Below are 18,484 nucleotides of genomic sequence, written 5' to 3'. Positions count from 1 at the left end.
TGATCAAGGCGTCATTCTCGAAGTATGACGACTACGACAAGCACTGACTCCCTCGCTTTCGGTGATCTCGTTTCCCACGGCGTACTCCATAGACGGCATCTGCGCGTCGCAGGAATTTCCGACCGAAGAGCCGCACAGCTCTCCGGCCCGGGCGGGCCGTGGCGACAGGTGTATTCCGGCGTGTACCTCGTGCACGACAAACCTCCGAGCCGCGAAGAACTCCTGCACGCGGCCGTTGCCAGGTACGGACGCGGAGCCGTCATCACCGGCACGGATGCGTTATGCGCACACGGAATCAGCCATCCGCGAACTCCGGAGATCCACCTTTTGGTGCCACACAACCGAAGGCCGGCCAACGAACCGAGCGTCATCACCTACCGCACCGCCCGGATGCCCAAAGCAATCCTGATCGACGGCCTGCCCTACGCGAGCGCCGCCCGCGCCGCCCTCGACCTGGCCCGCCGGGAGAACGATCCGGACGAGATCGCAAGACTGGTGTCGCTGCCTCTGTATTGGGGCCTGGCCGACCGCGCCGAGCTGACGACCGAACTGAACATCGGAAACCAGCGCGGTTCAGCCGCCGTACGCACTGTCCTGCGCAACCTCGACGACCAAGAAACCTTCGCGCACGGGCAAGCACTCCGGGTCCTCCAACGAACCCCGCTGCCCACCCCGCAATGGAACGTCGCGGTCTGCGACCGCCGCGGCCGCCGGCTCGGTACCGCGGATGCTTGGTGGGACGAGATCGGCCTGGCATGGCGCTACCGCACCGCGGCAGGCCCAGAAGACTTCAGCCACCTGGCTTTGGCCGCGACCGGCACCGTGCTGTTTCGGTGCACCCCACGGCAACTCCGGGAATCGCCTGAGGAGATGGGCACAGAACTCCTCAACGCCTACCGCCACGCGACGCGCACACCCCGCCCCAAAGTGCGCGCCGTCTACAAGACAGGAAATGCCGCATGATCCGAACCTGACGCCTGGACCGACCTGAGATCGGGCCGGTACCGCCACTGGCGCTCGGCAGGGTGCCCACGACACCGCGGGCCGCGCATTCACCGGTACTCAGTTGGCGACTTGCTCGGCACCGAAACGCACGTGGACGCGAGACGGGAACGCACGTGCACGCGAGACGGGTAACCGGTGTTCGAGAGGCATCCAGCCCCTCGGCGTACCAGCCCAAGTCGCGCACCCGACTGATCGTCGGCCCTCGCCTGGCAGATCGCCGTCGATTGTGGCGGATCCGACCGCGCAGGCCGATCACCGGCAGTCGTCAGACAGCCTGATATCGGTGCTCCGGACATGGTTGCGCGACCGATCCACTCACCATTGCTCGTCGGGCAGCCTGCCCGCGACGGCTGCGAACGTGGCTGCGCGCAACCCGGTCACAAACACTCCCCAGACAGCCAGCCTTCCGGATCTAGTTGCCCACACAGCCCAGTCACCAGTACTCGTCGGGCAGCTTGCCTTCGATGTCCCGGACGTGGTTGCGCGCGCAGTCCGGGCAGAGCCAGCGCTGGTGGCCGTTTTCCTTGGTGCTCACCCAGGCCAAGGTCGCGAACGGGTCGGTTTCGGCCGCGCGTGCTCGGCCGCAGCGAGAGCACGTGGGGTCGGGCGCGGTCACGGTCGGCGTCCGTGGTGCACGGTGCGGGCTCCGAGCAGGAAGAGGTCGCGGCGGTTGCCGAGGTAGTGGGTGCTGTCCGGGTCGAGCAGGGAAGCCAGCGTCGCGCGGTCTTCGTCGGAGAGATGTTCGGCACCGTGCGTCGCGAGACGGGAAAGGTGGTGGTGCACATAGTCGGCGAGACCGTCCGGGCCAGGTGCGGGGTGGTCCGCCAGCGCGCTGAACGAGCTGACGTCAGCGAGTCCGGCGCGTTCGAGCGCGAGTGGCCAGCCGTAGGGCATCGGCACGGCACCGTCGATGCCCTCGCGCATTCCGACGAACCATTCAGCCTGCGCGGCCTTCAACCGGTCTTCCAGACCGGGCCGTCCGAGTCCCAGATCCCAAGGGAGGCAAGAAAAAGATAACCCGCCCTCAGCGAGCGCGACCACGCCGCCAGTCCGCGCGACCGCGGTAAGCGTGCCGATTGCGGCCTGTTGGTCCGGAAGGTGGTGCACGACGCGTGATGCCCATACGAGATCCGCGGGGGGTAGCAAATCGGGCAGGGAACCGTCGGCTAGATCGGCGACTACCGCGCGAATCTCGACTGTCTGCGCGGTTTCCTCGGCTGTCGGTGTGATACCCCCGGCTGCCCGGGCGGCGCCTTCGACTGTCGGGGCGGTGTCCGCGACCGTCGGCGCGGCACCCTCGGCTGTCGAGGCGGTGTCCGCGGCTGTCTGCGCGGCGCCCTCGATTGCCGGGGCAGTGTCCGCGACCGTCGGCGCGGCACCCTCGACTGTCGGGGCGGTGTCCGCGGCTGCCTGCGCGGCACCCTCGACCGTTTGCGCGATGCCTTCGACCGCCCGGGTGCTGTCTGCGGCTGTCGAGGCAGTGTGCTCGGCTGCTGTTCGATGGCCGCCCGATGGCTCCGCGCTGCCGTCGGGTACGCGACCGTTGCTCGTATGCGTTGAGCCGTCCGCGCGGTTGGCCTGCGCGGCATCGGCGGCGGCGCGTACGGCGCGCTCTGCCTCGTGGAGCAGTTCGGGTGTCGCGTCGACCAGGATGATCGTGCCGCCGGTTTGGGTGGCCAGGGCTTCGGCGAAGTGGATGCTCATCCCACCGGCTCCGCAGCCAAGGTCGATCACCGTCGGGGTGGCGGGGAGTTTCGCCGCCAACCGTGCGGCGATGGCGGCGTGGGCGGGAGCGTCGAGGGTATCGGCTGCGCGGAGGAGAACCAGCCGGTCAGCCCAGTCGATGTGATCGTGCGTATGTCCGGACACGGGCTCATTGAACACCCGTCCGCGGTCCCGGACGAGAACGAGCCTGGACTGTCCCCCGACGGACCTTCCAGGCTCGTTTCAGCGAAGCGATCACGGTGGAATCGGTCGCGAGACGGTCGCCTGATCGCAGCTGGGTGCTCAGGCGACGAGAACCCGCGCAGCCCGACCGGGGGCAGGGCAGCCGGAAGGCCGGATCCACGTCCGGGCGACCGGTGCCCGCCAGGACTGGAGGCAGGGCAGCCGGAAGGCCGGATCCACGTCCGGGCGACCGATGCCCGCCAGGACTGGAGGCAATCCTGGCGGCGGGCACCGGGCTTCCGGACAAAGCGGCCGGCCAGGCAAGGAACCGGGTCGAAACCCGGGCCTGCCTGACCGGGCCGTACCGCATTAATTGGGTGGTTGGTAACGCTCCGCTCGGCTGGCCGCCCAGCGGGCTACCCGTGACCAGCGGCGCGCGGCTCGCGCCTGGCGCCACGGGCGTTGGGCTTCGTGTTCGGTTATCAGGTCGCGTATTCGCGCTCGGGACAGTTCTTCGTGAAGCAACATCTTCGTGGTCTCCTGAGACTTGTTCTGCTTGGGTTTCGGCTGAACGCGGACCGGTTTTCCGGTGCGGGCCTCGAAATCGCGCGTGGTGATGAGGTCGACGGTCATGCGGCTGCGCTCCGGGCTGCGGCGGCGGGTTCGAGGGCGGCGTTCTTGCGCGGACGGCCACGGGGCCGCTTGCGCGCGATCACCGCACCGCGCTCGAAGATCTCCCCTCCCCAGACACCCCACGGCTCACGCCGGGCGAGTGCACCCGCGAGGCAGGCCTCGCGGACCGGGCAGCCGGCGCAGAACGCCTTGGCCCGCTCGAGTTCCGCGGGCGATTCGGCGAACCAGAGGTCCGCGTCGCGCGAGCGGCAGGGGAGTTCCGGCTCGGCGACCCCGTCGAGCAGGTCGCCGATGTCGAACCCTTCGGCTAAGGGGCCCTCGGCGAGGGCGATGGCGGATGACATTTCCGTGCTCCTTTGCGGTGCGGTGGTGGAGTGGCGGTGGGCGATCGAACTGGACAACTTGTTCCTTCTTGTTGTGCAGCCAAAAAAACACGAAGGCCGCGGATCCGGTTACCGGTTCCGCGGCCTTCGTGAGCCTTGAGTCCTGACGTCAGGTCAGGAACTTCGCTCCCGTATCGACAACGGAACACGGAACTGCTTGATGGTCGGCAGATCGACATCAACCTGCGGGTACGCGGCAACAACGGCGGCGCTCGCGAGAGTGATGCCGGCCGGGGCCCCGTTGCGCTCGATGCGACGCAATCCGTCAATGTGACGACGCGTTCCGTCGATGTGCGCGAACGTGGACACACCGGTGCCCTGGCGCGGGGCGTCAACGGTCATGCAGAGAGACAGACCGGTGCCAGGGAACGCGAGTTTCAGATTGCTGATCATTTCACCGGCACCGCCTTTCTCTGTCGGACTGCGCCGCTCAAGGCGGCAACTGTCGTGTGTTCTTCCCCAGACCGGGCTCTCGCCCGGGTGCCTACGCAGGTTATGCGCCCCGGCGCAACCGGGGCAACTTATTTTCCCAAATCTCTGCCGAAAAGCTGAAGATCGCCTCCGAGCTGCAGGTTCGCCGCATCGATCACCGCGAAGACGCGGTCAAGATCGCATCGACGACCGGACCACGTCGAGCACTTCGGCACCGAACCGCTCCAGCTTCGTCGCGCCGATCCCGGAGATCGACACCAGCGCGCCGTCGTCGGTCGGCCGTTGTTCGGCGATCGCCATCAGCGTCGCGTCAGTGAACACGACGAACGCCGGAACCTTCAACTCCCGCGAGCGCTCCCCGCGCCACGTCTTCAGCTTCTCCAGCAGATCCTCATCCACAGTGGACGGGCACTTCCCGCACCGCCCCAGCTTGACCTCCATGGTCTGCACCAGCGGACCGCCGCACAGCCGGCAGCGGGCGACGTTCGACCCCGGCTTCGCCACCTGCTGCGAACGGGCGATGCGCGCCGCCGGGTGGTCCTCCGGGATCAGCCCGTACAGGAACCGCGAGCGGCGCCGGTTGCGTCCCCTGCCCTGCCCGCGCGACAACGACCACGACAGCGACAGGTGCTCCCTGGCCCGCGTGACGCCGACATAGAACAGCCGCCGTTCCTCTTCGATCGCGGCATCGTCGCCGTCCGCATGCAAGATCGGCATCGTGCCCTCGGACAGCCCGACGAGGAACACCGCGTCCCATTCGAGCCCCTTCGCCGCGTGCAGCGACGCGAGCGTGACTCCTTCGACGGTCGGCGGGTGCTGCGCCGCCGCGCGCTGTTCGAGTTCGGCGACGAAGCGCGGCAAATCCGCGTCCTCGACCGCCGCCGCCAGCTCCTCGGCCAGCTCCACCAGCGCGAGCAGCGCGTCCCACCGCTCCTTCGCCGCTCCGCCGGACGGCGGCTGCTCGGTGAGCCCGACCCGCGCGAGCACCGAGCGCACCGCGGTGACCAGCTCCAACGAGGTCGGTTCCATCGACGCCGTGCGCAGCGCCGCCATCGCCTGCCGCACCTCGGTGCGCTGGAAAAACCGCTCGCCGCCGCGGACCAGGTACGGGATCCCGGCTTCGGTGAGCGCCTGCTCGTACGCCTCGGACTGCGCGTTCACCCGGAACAGGACCGCGATCTCGCTCGCCGGCACGTCCGCGTCGAGCAGTTCGCGGGCCCGCCGCGCGACCGCGCTGGCCTCGGCGGCCTCGTCCTCGTACTCGGCGAACCGCGGCTCCGGGCCCTCCGGACGCTGCCCGATGAGCTTCAGCCGCGATCCGGCCGGACGTCCGCGCGCGGCACCGATCACGCGGTTCGCGAGCGCGACGACCTGCGGCGTCGACCGGTAGTCGCGTTCGAGGCGCACGACAGTCGCCTCCGGGAACCGCCGCGTGAACTCCAGCAGCGACTTCGGCGAGGCACCGCCGAAGGAGTAGATGGTCTGGTTGGCGTCGCCGACGACGGTGAGGTCGTCACGGCCGCCGAGCCACGCGTCGAGCAGCCGCTGCTGCAACGGCGTGACGTCCTGGTACTCGTCGACCACGAAGCAGCGGTACCGGTCGCGGAACTCGGCCGCGACCGCCTCGTGCCTTTCCAGCACGGCGGTGGTCTGCAGAAGCAAGTCGTCGAAGTCGAGGACCTGCGCGTTCGTCTTCAGCTCCTCGTACCAGCGGTAGACCTCGGCGACCTGGGCGACCGGCGCGGGCGTGTCGCGCTGCATCCGCGCGGCGACCGACGGGTAGTCGTCCGGCGAGACGAGCGACGCCTTGCTCCACTCGATCTCGCTCGCCAGGTCGCGCAGCACCTCGGTCTCGGTGCTCAGCCGGACGCGCTGGGCGGCCTGGGCGACGAGCCGGAACTTGTTGTCGATCAGGTCCCAGGGCCGGTCGCCGACGACCCGCGGCCAGAAGTAGCGGAGCTGACGGCGGGCAGCGGCGTGGAAGGTCAGCGCCTGTGCCGCGTCGACCCCGAGGCCGCGCAGCCGGGTGCGCATCTCCCCCGCGGCGCGCGTGGTGAAGGTGACGGCCAGTACCTGCCCGGCCGCGACGTGGCCCGACCGGACCAGGTGGGCGATGCGGTGCGTGATCGTCCGGGTCTTTCCGGTGCCCGCGCCCGCGAGGACGCACACCGGGCCGCGGGGGGCCGCCGCGGCGGCGCGCTGCTCGGGATCAAGCCCGTCGAGCAGGCTCGCGCGGCTCTGCCGGCTCTGGGGAGACGATGCGATGGCCACCCCGCGATCCTCGCAGAGGGGGCCGACAGATTCCCGGCCGGGGACGCGGCCGTATCCTGGTCATATGGCGGGCAAGCAGGACAAGGAAGCGGCCAAGCAGGCCAAGCGGGAAAAGCGCGCTGCGAGCAAGGCCCGGCGCGGCCAGCTGTTCGAGGCGTTCAAGATGCAGCGCCGCGAAGACCCGATGCTCATCCCCTGGATGGTCGGTTCGATCGTGGTGGTCGCCGGTGTGCTGTTCGGCATCGGGTTCATCTTCGGCATCCAGTGGACGCTGCTGCCGCTGGGCATCGTGCTCGGCATCCTGCTCGCCGTGATCATCTTCGGCAGGCGCGTGCAGCGCACGGTCTACGGGAAGGCCGACGGCCAGCCCGGCGCGGGAGCCTGGGCGCTGGAGAACATGCGCGGCAAGTGGAAGGTCACACCGACCGTCGCCGCGACGACCCAGCTCGACGCCGTCCACCGCGTGCTCGGCCACCCCGGCGTGATCCTCGTGGCCGAAGGCGCGCCGCACCGGGTGAAGAGCCTGCTCGCGCAGGAGAAGAAGCGCGTGTCGCGGCTGGTCGGCGACACCCCGATCTACGACGTGACGATCGGGCACGAGGACAAGCAGGTACCGCTCAAGAAGCTGCAGTCGCACCTGACGAAGCTGCCGCGCAACCTCAAGCCTGCCCAGATCGACGCCCTCGAAGCGAAGCTGGCCGCGCTCGGCTCGCGCGGCGCGGCGATGCCGAAGGGCCCGATGCCCGCGGGTGCCAAGATGCGGAACGTGCAGCGCACCATCCGCCGTCGCTGACGCTGCTTGCGAGGAACCCCCGGTCGGTTGCCGACCGGGGGTTCCTCGCATTCGGATCAGCTGGGACACGACCGGCGGCGACCGACCCGCCGATCGCTTGCCTCGGCAGACCTCGACGGCACGGGCCGGCGCGCGAGGTTGTCGTCTGTGAAGGACTTAACGTTCCTGGCGTCGGCTGGCTCCGCCGGAGATCCAGCGGCCCCTTGGACCAGCCTCAGCGCATCCGGATGACGACGGTGTTGGTGGCGCGGTCGAGCCAGTTGCGGCCGTCGGCATTGCGCACCAGCGGCGGGAGCAGCAGCACCGTCAGCACCATCCGGACCAGTGCGCGCCACGCGCCGACCATCGTCGCCCCGTCCAGGCGCGCCACCCGGATGCCGAGGGCCGCCATGCCGGGGGTGAAGCCGAAGAACGTGACCGGGATGACCGTCATGACCGCCCAGACCGCGCCCGCCCAGAGGTTGAACGTCTGCATCGCGGCGGCGTTCTGCAGGTCGTAGCGCACGAACAGGGTCGTGATCAGCGAGGCGAGCGCCAGATCGAGCACCAGCGCGAGGAAGCGCGGGCCACCGCCGGCCACCGCGCCCACGCCCGATTCGGGCAGGCCCATCGACTCGCCACGCCACTTCGGGGCCTCGCGCGGGCCCGCCGCGGTGGAGCCGTCGCCCGCGCCCGGCAGCCATTCACCCGTCCATCTCGCCACCCGTCCAGGGTATGCCGGTGGCGCGGACCACATCCGGCCTGGTCGACTGGGTTGTGACGGCGGCCCGTTAACACCGGCGAAACATTCGGGTGACGGTCGGGCAACACCGCCCTCTTAGCGTGAGCCGAAGAGAGTACAGCCGCCGGTAACGAACGAGAAGGAGTCACCGAGGGTGCCCACTACTCCAGACGACATTCAGCGCCTCATCGCCGACGAGAAGGTCGAGTCGATCGACGTCAGGTTCTGCGACCTGCCGGGCGTCATGCAGCACTTCACGGTGCCCGCCAAGGCGTTCGACCTGGAGGCGTACGAAGAGGGTCTCGCCTTCGACGGCTCCTCGGTGCGCGGCTTCCAGTCGATCCACGAGTCCGACATGCTGCTGCTGCCGGACCCCGAGACGGCGCGGATCGACCCGTTCCGCAAGGCGAAGACGCTCTCGCTGAACTTCTTCGTGCACGACCCGTTCACCCGTGAGGCCTACAGCCGCGACCCGCGCAACATCGCGCGCAAGGCCGAGCAGTACATCGCGGAGTACGGCGTCGCCGACAACGTCTTCTTCGGCCCCGAGGCGGAGTTCTACATCTTCGACTCGGTCCGTTTCGAGGACGCCGAGCACCTGTCGTTCCACGAGATCGACTCGGTCGAAGGCTGGTGGAACACCGGCGCCGACACCGAGGGCGGGAACCAGGGCTACAAGACGAAGTTCAAGGGCGGCTACTTCCCCGTCCCGCCGGTCGACCACTTCGCCGACCTGCGCGACGACATCGTCCGCGAGCTGACGAACTCCGGCTTCGAGATCGAGCGCGCGCACCACGAGGTGGGCACCGCCGGCCAGACGGAGATCAACTACAAGTTCAACACGCTGCTGCACGCTGCCGACGACCTGCAGCTGTTCAAGTACATCGTGAAGAACACCGTGTTCGCCGCGGGCAAGACCGCGACGTTCATGCCGAAGCCGCTCGCCGGCGACAACGGTTCGGGCATGCACTGCCACCAGTCGCTGTGGAAGGACGGCCAGCCGCTGTTCCACGACGAGTCCGGCTACGCGGGCCTGTCCGACACGGCGCGGCACTACATCGGCGGCCTGCTCAAGCACGCGCCGAGCCTGCTGGCCTTCACCAACCCGACGGTGAACTCCTACCACCGCCTGGTGCCGGGCTTCGAGGCGCCGGTCAGCCTGGTGTACTCGCAGCGCAACCGCTCCGCGTGCGTCCGCATCCCGATCACCGGCAACAACGCGAAGGCCAAGCGCGCCGAGTTCCGCTGCCCGGACTCCTCGGGCAACCCCTACCTCGCGTTCTCCGCGATGATGATGGCCGGGCTCGACGGCATCAAGAACAAGATCGAGCCGCCGGAGCCGATCGACAAGGACCTCTACGAGCTGCCGCCCGAGGAGGCCAAGAACGTCAAGCTGGTCCCGGGCGACCTGGGCACCGTGCTGGACACCCTGGAAGCCGACCACGACTACCTGCTCGAGGGCGGCGTCTTCACGCCCGACGTGATCGAGACGTGGATCCAGTACAAGCGCGAGAACGAAATCGACCCGCTGCGGCTTCGCCCGCACCCGTACGAGTTCTCGCTGTACTACGACGTGTGATCGGCGCCGGGAGGCACGATCCCCGTCAGACACGGGACGGCGGCCGAGGAATTCCCTCGGCCGCCGTCCCGTTTTCTGCGTACCCGAGCCTCCGCTGCCGGCAATCAGTGGGACGGCTTGCCGGCGCGGATGATCGCCGAGTACAGCTTGGGTCCGGCTTCATGGGTACGCCGGACCTCAACGCTCACGAGTCCCGCGGCGTGCAGCAAGCTGCGGTAATCGTCCGCCGTCAATGCCCCGCCGAGACATTCGACAGTCCCGTCGGCGGCCGTGCGCTCCGCGTCGGTCAGAGTTTCGTCGGCGAGGATGTCCGTCACGCCCAGTCGGCCGCCGGGACGCAGAACACGCGCGATCCCCGCGAACACAGCCGGTTTGTCCGGGGACAGGGCGATGACGCAATTGGAGATCACGACGTCGACAGTGTTGTCCGGCAAGGGAATAGCTTCGATCGCGCCTTTGACGAACTCGACATTGCCGAGCCCCGCTTGAGCGGCGTGCCGACGAGCGAGAGCGAGCATCTCGTCGGTCATGTCGAGGCCGATGGCGTGGCCGGCGGGCCCGACGCGACGGGCGGAAAGCAGCACGTCGAGGCCGCCGCCGGAGCCGAGGTCGAGGACGGTCTCGCCCGGGCGCACATCGGCGACGGCGAGCGGGTTTCCGCATCCCAAACTGGTGGACGCCACTGCTTCGGGGACGCTGTCTGCCGCGTAGTGCACGGCGCCGAGCCGCTCGGTGTCCCCTGCTCCGGACAGCAGGCCGGGCGCTTCGCCCGCCAACGCTCGCCGAGCAGCATCGGCGTAGCGGTCGCGGATCGCGTCTTGGTCCGGTCTCATCGCGCCACCTCGCAGGCGATGTCGGCGAACTGGGCAGCGGGGCGACCCATGACGACGTCAACCGCGCTAGGGAAGCAGGACAAACACTGCTCGTTGACCCGGTACAACCGTGCGGTGCCCTGCGGCCGCACGAGGACGAACCGGGATTCGGTCAGGACCTTGAGATGCGCCGAGACAGTCGACTGGCTGACGCTCACCTGCTCGACGATCTCACCGACTGCCAGTGGGCGGTCCGCCGAGGCGAGCAGGTGCAAGATCTGGACGCGCGTCGGATCCGCGAGCGCCCGGAACCAGCCGGCGTAGGTCTCCGCGGTAGCCCGGTCCAGCACGCCACACCTCCTTCATCGTCCATCGACGATGGACGATGAAGAGGGAGCAGGCCAGGCGACGGCGAGTTCGGCCAGCAGAGCGCGGACCCGCCGGGCTATCTCGTCGCGGATCGGGCGAATCCGCTCAGCCGGAAGGCCCGCCGGGTCGTCGAGTCGCCAGTCGAAGTAGCGCTTGCCGGGGAACACGGGACAGGCGTCACCGCACCCCATGGTGATCACCACGTCGGCCGCTTGGACGCCCTCGGTGGTCAAGGGCTTGGGAAACTCGCGCGAAAGATCGATGCCGAGTTCGTTCATGACCGCCACGACGGCGGGGTTGACCGTGTCCGCCGGGGCGGATCCGGCGGAGCGGACGACGACCCGGCCCTGCGCATGGTGATGCAGGAGCGCTGCCGCCATTTGCGAGCGTCCGGCGTTGTGGACGCAGACGAAGAGAACTTCGGGGATGGGCACAACGGCTCCTTCGGAGCGGTCACGACGCGGTTTCCGCGGCCAGAGCGGACCCGGCGGCGAACCGGCGCCGAAGCGCGAGAGACACGTAGACCAGGGCCACCAGGACCGGGACTTCGATGAGCGGGCCGACCACCCCGGCGAGAGCCTGTCCGCTGGTCGCACCGAAAGTGGCGATCGCGACCGCGATGGCGAGTTCGAAGTTGTTGCCCGCGGCGGTGAACGCCAGCGTTGTGGTTCGTTCGTACGACAGGCCGACCGCCTTGCCGAGCGCGTAGGAACCGGCCCACATGAGTCCGAAGTAGACCAGCAGCGGCAGCGCGATCCGGGCGACGTCGAGCGGACGGCTGGTGATCTGGTCTCCCTGCAACGCGAACAGGACCACGATGGTGAACAGGAGGCCGTACAGCGCGACCAGGCCGGCCTTCGGCAGGAACCGGGATTCGTACCAGGCGCGGCCCTTCGCGCGTTCGCCCAGCCTCCGCGAGAGGTAGCCGGCGAGCAGCGGGATGCCCAGGAACACCAGCACGCTCTTGGCGATCCGCCACGCGGAAACGCTCAGCTCCGCTTGCGGCAGGCCGAGCCAGCCGGGCAGCACGACGAGGTAGAACCAGCCGAGGACGCCGAACATGACGACCTGGAACACCGAGTTCAGCGCGACCAGCACGGCGGCGGCTTCCCGGTCGCCGCAGGCAAGGTCGTTCCAGATGATCACCATCGCGATGCAGCGAGCGAGACCCACGATGATCAGCCCGGTCCGGTACTCCGGCAGGCCGGGCAGCAGCAGCCAGGCGAGGGCGAACATCAGCGCCGGGCCGATCAGCCAGTTCAGCACCAGCGACGGCCACAACAGCCGCCGATCGGCCGTCACCGCGGCGAGCCGGTCGTAGCGGACCTTCGCCAGCACCGGGTACATCATCACCAGGAGCCCGAGCGCGATCGGCAACGAAATCCCGTCGACCCGCACCGCGGACAACACGGTGTTCAGCCCGGGAATCCACCGGCCGGCGAGAAGCCCGGCGACCATCGCCGCCGCGATCCACACGGGCAGGAACCGGTCCAAAGTGGACAGCTTGCCGACTGCCCCGGGGGACACGCTGGTCATGCCGGTACCGGAGTGTCGCCGGGGACGAGCACGGCCGACAGACGGGCAAGCACCTCCGGATGAACGCGGTAGTACACCCAGGTTCCCCGCCGTTCACCGGTGATCAGGCCGGACTCGCGCAGCACCTTGAGGTGGTGGGAGATGGTCGGGCCGGTCAGGTCGAACGCGTCGGTCAGGTCGCACACGCACGCTTCGCCGCCGGCATGGGAGGCGATCAGCGACAGCAGCCGCAACCGGACCGGGTCGGCCATCGCCTTGAACAGCTTGGACAGCTCGACGGCTTGGTCCTCGCTGAGCGGTTCGCGAGCCAGCGGGGAGCAACAGGCGTCCATCGCGACGACCGGCAACTGTTTCGGCATGCGTCTATCTTGACACCTTTCTAAGTAGAGGACAAACTCAGCCTCGACGCTGATTCGACAAACGTCTATTCAAGGAGGACGAGATGGCACGGATACAGCTCGCGCTGCGGGTCGGGGACCTGGAAGGCTCGATCGACTTCTACTCGAAGCTGTTCGGTGCCGAACCGGCCAAACTCCGGCCCGGCTACGCCAACTTCGCCATCGCCGAGCCCGCGCTCAAGCTCGTGCTCCTGGAAGGCGAGCCAGGCCAGGCGACGGTCATGGACCATCTCGGAGTCGAGGTGGAGTCGACCGACCAGGTCAGCGAAGCCAGCAAGCGCCTCACTGGCGAGGGCCTGGAGACGCTGACCGAGGACGATACGACCTGCTGCTACGCGGTCCAGGACAAGGTGTGGGTACACGGCCCCGGCCAGGAACCCTGGGAGGTCTACACGGTCAAGGCCGATTCGCGGACCTTCGGCACCGACAGCGCCGCACTCGCCACCGCGGCGACGTGCCGCACCCCGGATGCGGAAACCGGCCAGACCACCCGGCCGGAGGGCTGCTGCTCCTGACCGTATTCGGACGCGACGGGTGGAGCGTTGCCATGGCCCGCCAGTATCTCGCTGGCGGGCCACTCGCGTTTCGTCAGCCGTTTTTGGCGCGTGCGGCGACGGACGGCCTCGCCTGTGTCGCCGAACATCACCGGCACGATGGGATGTTCGCCGGGCAGGAGGCGGAAGCCTGCCTGACTCATCCGAGAGCGGAAGGCGGCGGGTGGGAGGGCGTTGGAGAACAGAGCGCTGCCGCAGCAGGTCCACGATTTCGGCATGAGCGCCGGCATAGCCTCCGGACACACCGCCGAGGGCTTTGCCGAATGTGCCGGTGACGATGTCGGCCCGGTCGCGCACGCCTAGGAGTTCGGGAGTTCCGGCACCACAGCATCGGCGAGCGGCTGGAGTGCTGGACGACCGGCCTGGTCGCGGAATTCCTGTTGCCCTACACGCCTCGGACGCTGTCGGCGATCCCGAGGAGGCGGCCAGTTCTGGGTGATGAACGCGCTCCGGCACAGCCTCGATCCCGCGCGGACAACGCCGTCATGGAGGGTTTTCTCAACGAAGTCCGTGCGGGGAACCTCGACTACGACGAAGCAGTGCTCGAAGAGATCGCCGCACGGCACCTCCTCGACGGGGGCCAGCGTGAGCGCGCAGTGCCGCAGCCGCCGCGGAGCTAGCGACGACGGCCGAGCGGACACCGGTCGTCGCCCGGTTGCGCGCACTGGTAACTGGCCGACGCGCGCGAGCTGGCAGACTTGCCGAACACCGGCGACCGGATCGATCCGACGATCGGCGACCGGGTTTACCGGACCCAGAGCAGCGCCGATCTGGCGGAGCTGGCGAAAGAGATCCGTGTCGTCCGGGCGGTCAACGGCAAGCTGGTGCGCGTGGCGAGGAACGCGCGGCTGCTCCGGGACAGTCTCGCCCTCTGGATCGCGGGCGTTCGACGCGCTGCCCTCCCCCGAACTCGTCGTGCAAGGACGCCGGGTGCCCCAGTACACCGTGCTGTTCGGCGAAATCATCGACATAGTGCTGCCCGACGTTCTCAACACTCCGTACGGCTTTCCCGACCCGATGCCGGTGGGCCGACTCGACAAAACTGTCTGGCACGGACCTGCGCCGGGGTGTTCGCCACGCTCGCGGACTTCGGCGCGGTCACGACCGGTGCGCCCGATCCGATTTTCCGGCCCCGGCGGGCCGCTGGACACCGATGCCCGCCCGCGGACCGCGCTTTCCGGCGAAAGCGCCGAACTGGTGAGTCTGACTCCGTTGGCGGCTCGGGCGGTCCGCGCACGCTTGGCCGCCGAAGGCCGCCACGCACCGCTGATCGGGGAGCTGGCCGAGGCCGAACCCGCCGGGCTGCTCGGCTTGTCTCTCCGAGCACTACCCCTCGGCGGCCGCGAAAGCGGAATTGACCGGATGGCCGTCCGCGGCGACCGGGAATCCGGGCTGCCGATCCTGCTGGACGCAGTCCGCCGCGGCCCGTTCCGCACGCGCGCGATGCTCGACGTGCTCGTCCAAGCTCTTCCCGCTGCGGGAGCTGTGCAACTCGGGCCACTCGCCGAGCAGCTCCTGGTCGACAACGGCGAGTTTTCGCTGGAGGAACTCGGCGAGCAGGAAGCGCTGCACGCCATCACCGAGCACCTCGTTCACCTGCTCGAAACCGGCGGCCCCGACGCTCTCGCCCCGATCCCGGCTGCCGAGGCCCCGCCGCCCGACTGCGAATCTGCCTGCCTGCGACCATCCCGACGAGGCTGGCCGGGCACGCGACCGTGCGTCCACTGGCCGGAATTTCCCGTTCTTCGCAGAAGGCCCCCCAATAAGCGCCGTTGAGCAGCCCGGCTGTCCTGATTGGCCCCGGACCGGCGTCCGGGTTTTCTTCCCGCGCCCCGGCCGGTCGTTGATCCGGAGCGGCGACACCTCTTGCCACCAGCGGTCCGGCACCATTATGTTAATGAGAAATCACTTCTTCCGAGACTGTCGACAGGGGGCGGCGAGCAGCCCCTGGCCGGTGATGGGATGGCAACGACGCCTACCAGAGAGGCAGACAAGTACATGGAGAATCTCAGCAGAAGGAAGGCGCTGACCCTCGGCGCGGCGTTGGGCATCGCGGGGATGGCGGGCACCACCGGCACCGCGTGGGCGTGGTCGGGCAAGGGGTCCATCGCCGGGAGCGGGACGGGGGCCGATCCGTTCCAGGTGTGGGACGACACCGCGGACGCGGTCGCCAAGGCGGTGCTGGCCGAGGGCAAGGTGGCGGCGGTCAATACGGCGTGGGAGAGCTGGATCGACAACAACGCGCCGTTGCCCGCCGGCATGCCGGACTATCTGGTGGCGTATCTGCGGCAGGTCAACAAGCTGCCGTCGTGGGCGGATCCGGCCAAGCTCGCCGCTTCGGAGAAGCTTTACACCCGGCTGAGCAGTTATCTGTTCGTCTCGGAGACGCTCGGCAGCGGGATCATGAGCACCGTCATCCCGCGGGAGGCGCGGGCGGTTTACTGGTCGGCCGGCGGCGCGGACATGAAGCAGCGGGCGGCCAAGACGTTCACGTTTGGCTACGACCTGCACAATTCACAAGCTTGGGCACCGGACGGGCATTTCGTCGTTACGGCCAATAAGACTCGGTTGGTGCACGCCGCGGTGCGGAATTTGCTGCCGACGTCGGCGAAGTATCAGTCGGGCGCGGATCAGCCCAAGCCGATCAGCAATGGCGACATTTTGCGGACATTCCATTCCGTGGCGACCTTCGCGCGCAGCAACATGCTCAAGTGGAACATCGCGTTGTCGACGGCGGAGCAGGACGCGGATCTGCATGCCTGGCAGGTCGCGCTGCATCTGCTCGGCGTCCAGGAGCAGTTCATTCCGCGGACGTGGGCGGACGCGGAAGCGCAGGCGCAGCAGATGTTGTGGCCGGTGCTCGGGCCGACCGAGGAAGGGGTCAGCCTGGCGAAGACGTTGCTCGGGTACATCGAGAAGCCGACGCTCGGGCTCGATTCCGGGTTCGTCAACGAGCTGGTGCGGTATCTGCTCAATGACCAGATGGGCGATTGGCTCGGCCTCCCCCGCGATTACGCGCAGGCGGCATTGGTCCGGCTTGAGTGGCCGGCGTACGTGGCGTTCCGGGAGGGGGCGTCCAAGATCATGCCGGGCAGTTTCTCTCTTTTCGACCAGTTCGTGCGCGGCATTTCGATGCTGTACCTCAACAACGGGACCTCGCCCACGCAGACGCCGATCACGCTCCCGGCGGCGAATCGGCCGGGCGCCTAGAGTCCCAGTGCGCTCAGCAGGAAAGCGGTAGCGGCGGCGCGGTGGCCGGGGGTGTCCTCCCACCGCAGCCGCCGGCCGGTTTCGACTACCGCGCCGAAGCCCGCGTGCACCAGCACGCGGGCTTGGTGCGCGTCCAAATCCGGCCGGGCCAGGCGAAGTTGTTGTTCCCAGACGGCGATGTGCTCGCGTTGGGCGAGGATCAGCGGACGTTGCAACGCGGCGGGCAGACCGCCTAGCTCGGCGGCGGCGACGTTGGTCAGGGCGGTGTGTTCGAAGCTGTACGCCACGTAGGTCGCGGCCAGAACGGGCAGGGCTTGCGCGCCGGTAGTGCCGCGGAGGTTTTGTTCGACGGCTTCCGACAGAAGTCCCGCGGCTTGCAGGCAGGCGGCGGCCAGGATTTCGGCTTTGTTGGGGAAATGGCGGTAGAGCGCGGAAGGCACCAAGCCCACCGCCTCGGCGATTCGGGCGTTCGTGACGTTCGCGAACCCGTCGCGCTCGAACAACGGCACTGCGGCGGCGAGGATCTGCGCGCGGCGAGTTCGTGCGACGGGCTGGGCGGGCAACTCAACCGAGGACGCGGTCGGGGTGATCGTTGCGGTGGCAAGGCGGAGGGCGGATTCGGTCAGCAAGTTCTCCGCGCGGTGGTGGGCGATCGACGTGCGGTGCATGGTGATCGAGCCGATCGCGCCGAGTGCGGCTACGGCTCGGAGGTCCGCGTCCGGGGACTGCTGCACCGCCTCGGTCACGCGCGCGACCACTTGGGCGAATTTCGCGCTCAGCACGCGACGGTCCGCCCGGTCGAGGTAGCGGGCTTCCCAGCGGTACAAGCCGCCGGACTCGCGATGGGCGAGCGTGACCCGGGCCAGTGGGCGGAGGACGTCTGCGGCTGGTGCGGCAGCGGGCACCGCGTCGAGGGCGGCGACGAGGCGGTCTGCCATCACGTTGGCGCATTCGGTGAAGAGGGCGTACTTGTTCGGGAAATGCCGGTACAGCGCCGCGGCGGTGATCCCGACGGCGGCGGCGATTTCCTCCATGGACGCCGCGTGGTAGCCGCGCTCGCTGAAGGCGCGGCCCGCCGCTTCGACGATGAGCTGCTTGCGGTTGCGCGGACGGGTTGCCGCAGCCGGTTCGGAGGTCACCGCGGACCCCGAGCGCTCGGATGCGGAAGTACGGCCATGCGCGCCAGTCAATCACGAGACGGGCGGGTCTTCACGTGGGCGCGAGGCGTGGTTAGCGCCACCGCCGGATCCAGGACAGGAGGTCCGCGTCTCGCAGGGACGGGACCACGACGTCGGCCGGAAATTCGGTGCCGGACAGCGTCGGGACGCCGACCACTGGCACGCCAGCGGCGCGGGCGGACCGCAGGCCGGTCATCGAGTCCTCGAACGCGAGGGCCGACGCCGGAGCCACGCCCAGCCGGGCGCAGGACGTCAGGTAGATCTCCGGAGCCGGCTTAGGCGCGGCGACCTCGTCGGCGGCCACGCTGATCGAGAACTCGAAGCCGCCTCGCTTCAACGCGGCTTCCAGGAGCGCGCGGGGCGAATTGCTGGCCACGGCGACCGGCACCGCGGCGGCGGCCAGTTCGACCAGCTCGTGGGCTCCGGGCATCGCTTCGGCTTTGGCGGATACCACGTCGGTCACCATGGCCAGCAGTTCGTCCGCGATCGCGGGACCGTTGCCCGGTTCGCCGAACACGTCGGCCATCGTGCCGGCCGCCGCAGCGACCGACTTGCCGATGACCAGCGCCTTCTGCTCCGGCCCGAACGGAAGGCCACGACGGGCGAAAAGCTCGGTTTCGGCGACGGACCAGCAGGGTTCGGTGTCCATCAGCAGGCCGTCGCAGTCGAAGACCACAGCCTGTGGCGTCCAGTCGAAAAGCATCAAGTCCCCCTCCGGACAGC

The 18,484-nt window shown here is 68.8% G+C and carries 21 protein-coding genes and 1 pseudogene; 7 read left to right on the top strand and 15 right to left on the bottom strand.

Annotation, left to right across the window (positions count from 1 at the left end):
- Positions 1 to 24 precede the first annotated feature (24 nt).
- Positions 25 to 963 carry a hypothetical protein gene (locus tag BM362_RS44825; protein ID WP_093577286.1) on the top strand — a complete coding sequence of 313 codons (939 nt, stop codon included), beginning with the start codon at positions 25 to 27 and terminating at the stop codon, positions 961 to 963.
- A 475-nt stretch (positions 964 to 1,438) separates the two neighbouring features.
- Here the strand turns inward: BM362_RS44825 and BM362_RS44820 are convergent, their stop codons facing one another.
- From BM362_RS44820 to BM362_RS44795, 6 genes are all read right to left on the bottom strand, one after another.
- Positions 1,439 to 1,621, bottom strand: a complete 183-nt coding sequence (locus BM362_RS44820) for a hypothetical protein (protein ID WP_093577285.1) — start codon at positions 1,619 to 1,621, stop codon at positions 1,439 to 1,441.
- A complete protein-coding gene (locus BM362_RS44815; protein WP_093577284.1) occupies positions 1,618 to 2,874 on the bottom strand; it encodes a class I SAM-dependent methyltransferase in 1,257 nt (418 codons plus the stop codon). Before BM362_RS44815 ends, BM362_RS44820 begins: the two co-directional genes overlap by 4 nt.
- Before the next feature lie 387 nt (positions 2,875 to 3,261).
- Positions 3,262 to 3,525: a hypothetical protein gene (locus BM362_RS44810; RefSeq protein WP_037818283.1), complete on the bottom strand. Its 264-nt coding sequence runs from the start codon at positions 3,523 to 3,525 to the stop codon at positions 3,262 to 3,264.
- A complete protein-coding gene (locus tag BM362_RS44805) occupies positions 3,522 to 3,869 on the bottom strand; it encodes a WhiB family transcriptional regulator (protein WP_067592977.1) in 348 nt (115 codons plus the stop codon). The genes BM362_RS44810 and BM362_RS44805 overlap by 4 nt, the downstream gene beginning before the upstream one ends.
- A 153-nt stretch (positions 3,870 to 4,022) precedes the next feature.
- On the bottom strand, positions 4,023 to 4,301 hold the full coding sequence (locus BM362_RS44800) for a hypothetical protein (protein WP_093577283.1): 279 nt from the start codon (positions 4,299 to 4,301) through the stop codon (positions 4,023 to 4,025).
- A 210-nt stretch (positions 4,302 to 4,511) separates the two neighbouring features.
- Positions 4,512 to 6,611, bottom strand: coding sequence for an ATP-dependent DNA helicase UvrD2 (locus tag BM362_RS44795; protein WP_093577282.1), 2,100 nt, complete (start codon positions 6,609 to 6,611; stop codon positions 4,512 to 4,514).
- 64 nt (positions 6,612 to 6,675) lie between these two features.
- Between BM362_RS44795 and BM362_RS44790 the strand changes: the two genes are divergently transcribed.
- Positions 6,676 to 7,404 carry a DUF4191 domain-containing protein gene (locus BM362_RS44790; protein ID WP_067592985.1) on the top strand — a complete coding sequence of 243 codons (729 nt, stop codon included), beginning with the start codon at positions 6,676 to 6,678 and terminating at the stop codon, positions 7,402 to 7,404.
- A gap of 214 nt (positions 7,405 to 7,618) precedes the next feature.
- On the opposite strand, the gene BM362_RS44785 is transcribed toward BM362_RS44790, so the two are convergent.
- Positions 7,619 to 8,107, bottom strand: coding sequence for an RDD family protein (locus BM362_RS44785; RefSeq protein WP_067592988.1), 489 nt, complete (start codon positions 8,105 to 8,107; stop codon positions 7,619 to 7,621).
- A 172-nt stretch (positions 8,108 to 8,279) separates the two neighbouring features.
- On the opposite strand from BM362_RS44785, the gene glnA reads away from it, so the two are divergent.
- Positions 8,280 to 9,704, top strand: coding sequence for a type I glutamate--ammonia ligase (glnA, locus tag BM362_RS44780; RefSeq protein ID WP_093577281.1), 1,425 nt, complete (start codon positions 8,280 to 8,282; stop codon positions 9,702 to 9,704).
- 104 nt (positions 9,705 to 9,808) lie between these two features.
- On the opposite strand, the gene BM362_RS44775 is transcribed toward glnA, so the two are convergent.
- From BM362_RS44775 to BM362_RS44755, 5 genes are read right to left on the bottom strand one after another with little or no spacing between them, the layout of a single operon-like run.
- Positions 9,809 to 10,537, bottom strand: coding sequence for a methyltransferase domain-containing protein (locus tag BM362_RS44775; protein WP_093577280.1), 729 nt, complete (start codon positions 10,535 to 10,537; stop codon positions 9,809 to 9,811).
- On the bottom strand, positions 10,534 to 10,866 hold the full coding sequence (locus BM362_RS44770; RefSeq protein WP_093577279.1) for an ArsR/SmtB family transcription factor: 333 nt from the start codon (positions 10,864 to 10,866) through the stop codon (positions 10,534 to 10,536). Before BM362_RS44770 ends, BM362_RS44775 begins: the two co-directional genes overlap by 4 nt.
- Before the next feature lie 12 nt (positions 10,867 to 10,878).
- On the bottom strand, positions 10,879 to 11,319 hold the full coding sequence (locus BM362_RS44765; RefSeq protein ID WP_093577278.1) for an arsenate reductase ArsC: 441 nt from the start codon (positions 11,317 to 11,319) through the stop codon (positions 10,879 to 10,881).
- Between the two features lie 19 nt (positions 11,320 to 11,338).
- On the bottom strand, positions 11,339 to 12,421 hold the full coding sequence (gene arsB / locus BM362_RS44760) for an ACR3 family arsenite efflux transporter (RefSeq protein WP_093577277.1): 1,083 nt from the start codon (positions 12,419 to 12,421) through the stop codon (positions 11,339 to 11,341).
- Positions 12,418 to 12,780: an ArsR/SmtB family transcription factor gene (locus BM362_RS44755; protein ID WP_093577276.1), complete on the bottom strand. Its 363-nt coding sequence runs from the start codon at positions 12,778 to 12,780 to the stop codon at positions 12,418 to 12,420. Before BM362_RS44755 ends, arsB begins: the two co-directional genes overlap by 4 nt.
- An 83-nt stretch (positions 12,781 to 12,863) precedes the next feature.
- Between BM362_RS44755 and BM362_RS44750 the strand changes: the two genes are divergently transcribed.
- A complete protein-coding gene (locus tag BM362_RS44750; RefSeq protein ID WP_093577275.1) occupies positions 12,864 to 13,334 on the top strand; it encodes an ArsI/CadI family heavy metal resistance metalloenzyme in 471 nt (156 codons plus the stop codon).
- 98 nt (positions 13,335 to 13,432) lie between these two features.
- Here BM362_RS44750 and BM362_RS49815 read toward each other — a convergent pair.
- Positions 13,433 to 13,697: pseudogene (locus tag BM362_RS49815) on the bottom strand (glycine C-acetyltransferase); the annotation flags it as partial.
- Between the two features lie 161 nt (positions 13,698 to 13,858).
- Between BM362_RS49815 and BM362_RS50175 the strand changes: the two are divergent.
- From BM362_RS50175 to BM362_RS44735, 3 genes are all read left to right on the top strand, one after another.
- Positions 13,859 to 13,993, top strand: coding sequence for a hypothetical protein (locus BM362_RS50175; protein ID WP_280142777.1), 135 nt, complete (start codon positions 13,859 to 13,861; stop codon positions 13,991 to 13,993).
- A 310-nt stretch (positions 13,994 to 14,303) separates the two neighbouring features.
- Positions 14,304 to 15,149, top strand: a complete 846-nt coding sequence (locus BM362_RS44740) for a hypothetical protein (protein WP_093577274.1) — start codon at positions 14,304 to 14,306, stop codon at positions 15,147 to 15,149.
- Positions 15,150 to 15,371: 222 nt separating this feature from the next.
- Entirely contained in the window at positions 15,372 to 16,583 is a 1,212-nt protein-coding gene (locus BM362_RS44735) for an oxygenase MpaB family protein (RefSeq protein ID WP_093577273.1), read from the top strand.
- Here the strand turns inward: BM362_RS44735 and BM362_RS44730 are convergent.
- Positions 16,580 to 17,722, bottom strand: a complete 1,143-nt coding sequence (locus tag BM362_RS44730; protein ID WP_093577272.1) for a TetR/AcrR family transcriptional regulator — start codon at positions 17,720 to 17,722, stop codon at positions 16,580 to 16,582. The genes BM362_RS44735 and BM362_RS44730 overlap by 4 nt on opposite strands.
- A 91-nt stretch (positions 17,723 to 17,813) precedes the next feature.
- Positions 17,814 to 18,464 (bottom strand): HAD family hydrolase, encoded by a 651-nt coding sequence (locus BM362_RS44725; protein WP_093577271.1) that lies wholly within the window; start codon positions 18,462 to 18,464, stop codon positions 17,814 to 17,816.
- Positions 18,465 to 18,484 lie beyond the last annotated feature (20 nt).

It is taken from the genome of Amycolatopsis rubida, assembly GCF_900115345.1.
GTDB lineage: Bacteria > Actinomycetota > Actinomycetes > Mycobacteriales > Pseudonocardiaceae > Amycolatopsis > Amycolatopsis rubida.
The sequence above is the reverse complement of the archived record's forward strand: the minus strand, read 5'-3'. Positions and strand labels throughout refer to the sequence as shown.

What these genes read in the sequence shown, in the direction of transcription:
- BM362_RS44825 (WP_093577286.1), top strand. Translation starts at nt 25, where the DNA reads ATGACGACTACGACAAGCACTGACTCCCTCGCTTTCGGTGATCTCGTT.
- BM362_RS44810 (WP_037818283.1), bottom strand. Translation starts at nt 3,525, where the DNA reads ATGACCGTCGACCTCATCACCACGCGCGATTTCGAGGCCCGCACCGGA.
- BM362_RS44805 (WP_067592977.1), bottom strand. Translation starts at nt 3,869, where the DNA reads ATGTCATCCGCCATCGCCCTCGCCGAGGGCCCCTTAGCCGAAGGGTTC.
- BM362_RS44800 (WP_093577283.1), bottom strand. Translation starts at nt 4,301, where the DNA reads ATGATCAGCAATCTGAAACTCGCGTTCCCTGGCACCGGTCTGTCTCTC.
- BM362_RS44790 (WP_067592985.1), top strand. Translation starts at nt 6,676, where the DNA reads ATGGCGGGCAAGCAGGACAAGGAAGCGGCCAAGCAGGCCAAGCGGGAA.
- BM362_RS44775 (WP_093577280.1), bottom strand. Translation starts at nt 10,537, where the DNA reads ATGAGACCGGACCAAGACGCGATCCGCGACCGCTACGCCGATGCTGCT.
- arsB (WP_093577277.1), bottom strand. Translation starts at nt 12,421, where the DNA reads ATGACCAGCGTGTCCCCCGGGGCAGTCGGCAAGCTGTCCACTTTGGAC.
- BM362_RS44755 (WP_093577276.1), bottom strand. Translation starts at nt 12,780, where the DNA reads ATGCCGAAACAGTTGCCGGTCGTCGCGATGGACGCCTGTTGCTCCCCG.
- BM362_RS44750 (WP_093577275.1), top strand. Translation starts at nt 12,864, where the DNA reads ATGGCACGGATACAGCTCGCGCTGCGGGTCGGGGACCTGGAAGGCTCG.
- BM362_RS50175 (WP_280142777.1), top strand. Translation starts at nt 13,859, where the DNA reads ATGGAGGGTTTTCTCAACGAAGTCCGTGCGGGGAACCTCGACTACGAC.
- BM362_RS44735 (WP_093577273.1), top strand. Translation starts at nt 15,372, where the DNA reads ATGGAGAATCTCAGCAGAAGGAAGGCGCTGACCCTCGGCGCGGCGTTG.
- BM362_RS44725 (WP_093577271.1), bottom strand. Translation starts at nt 18,464, where the DNA reads ATGCTTTTCGACTGGACGCCACAGGCTGTGGTCTTCGACTGCGACGGC.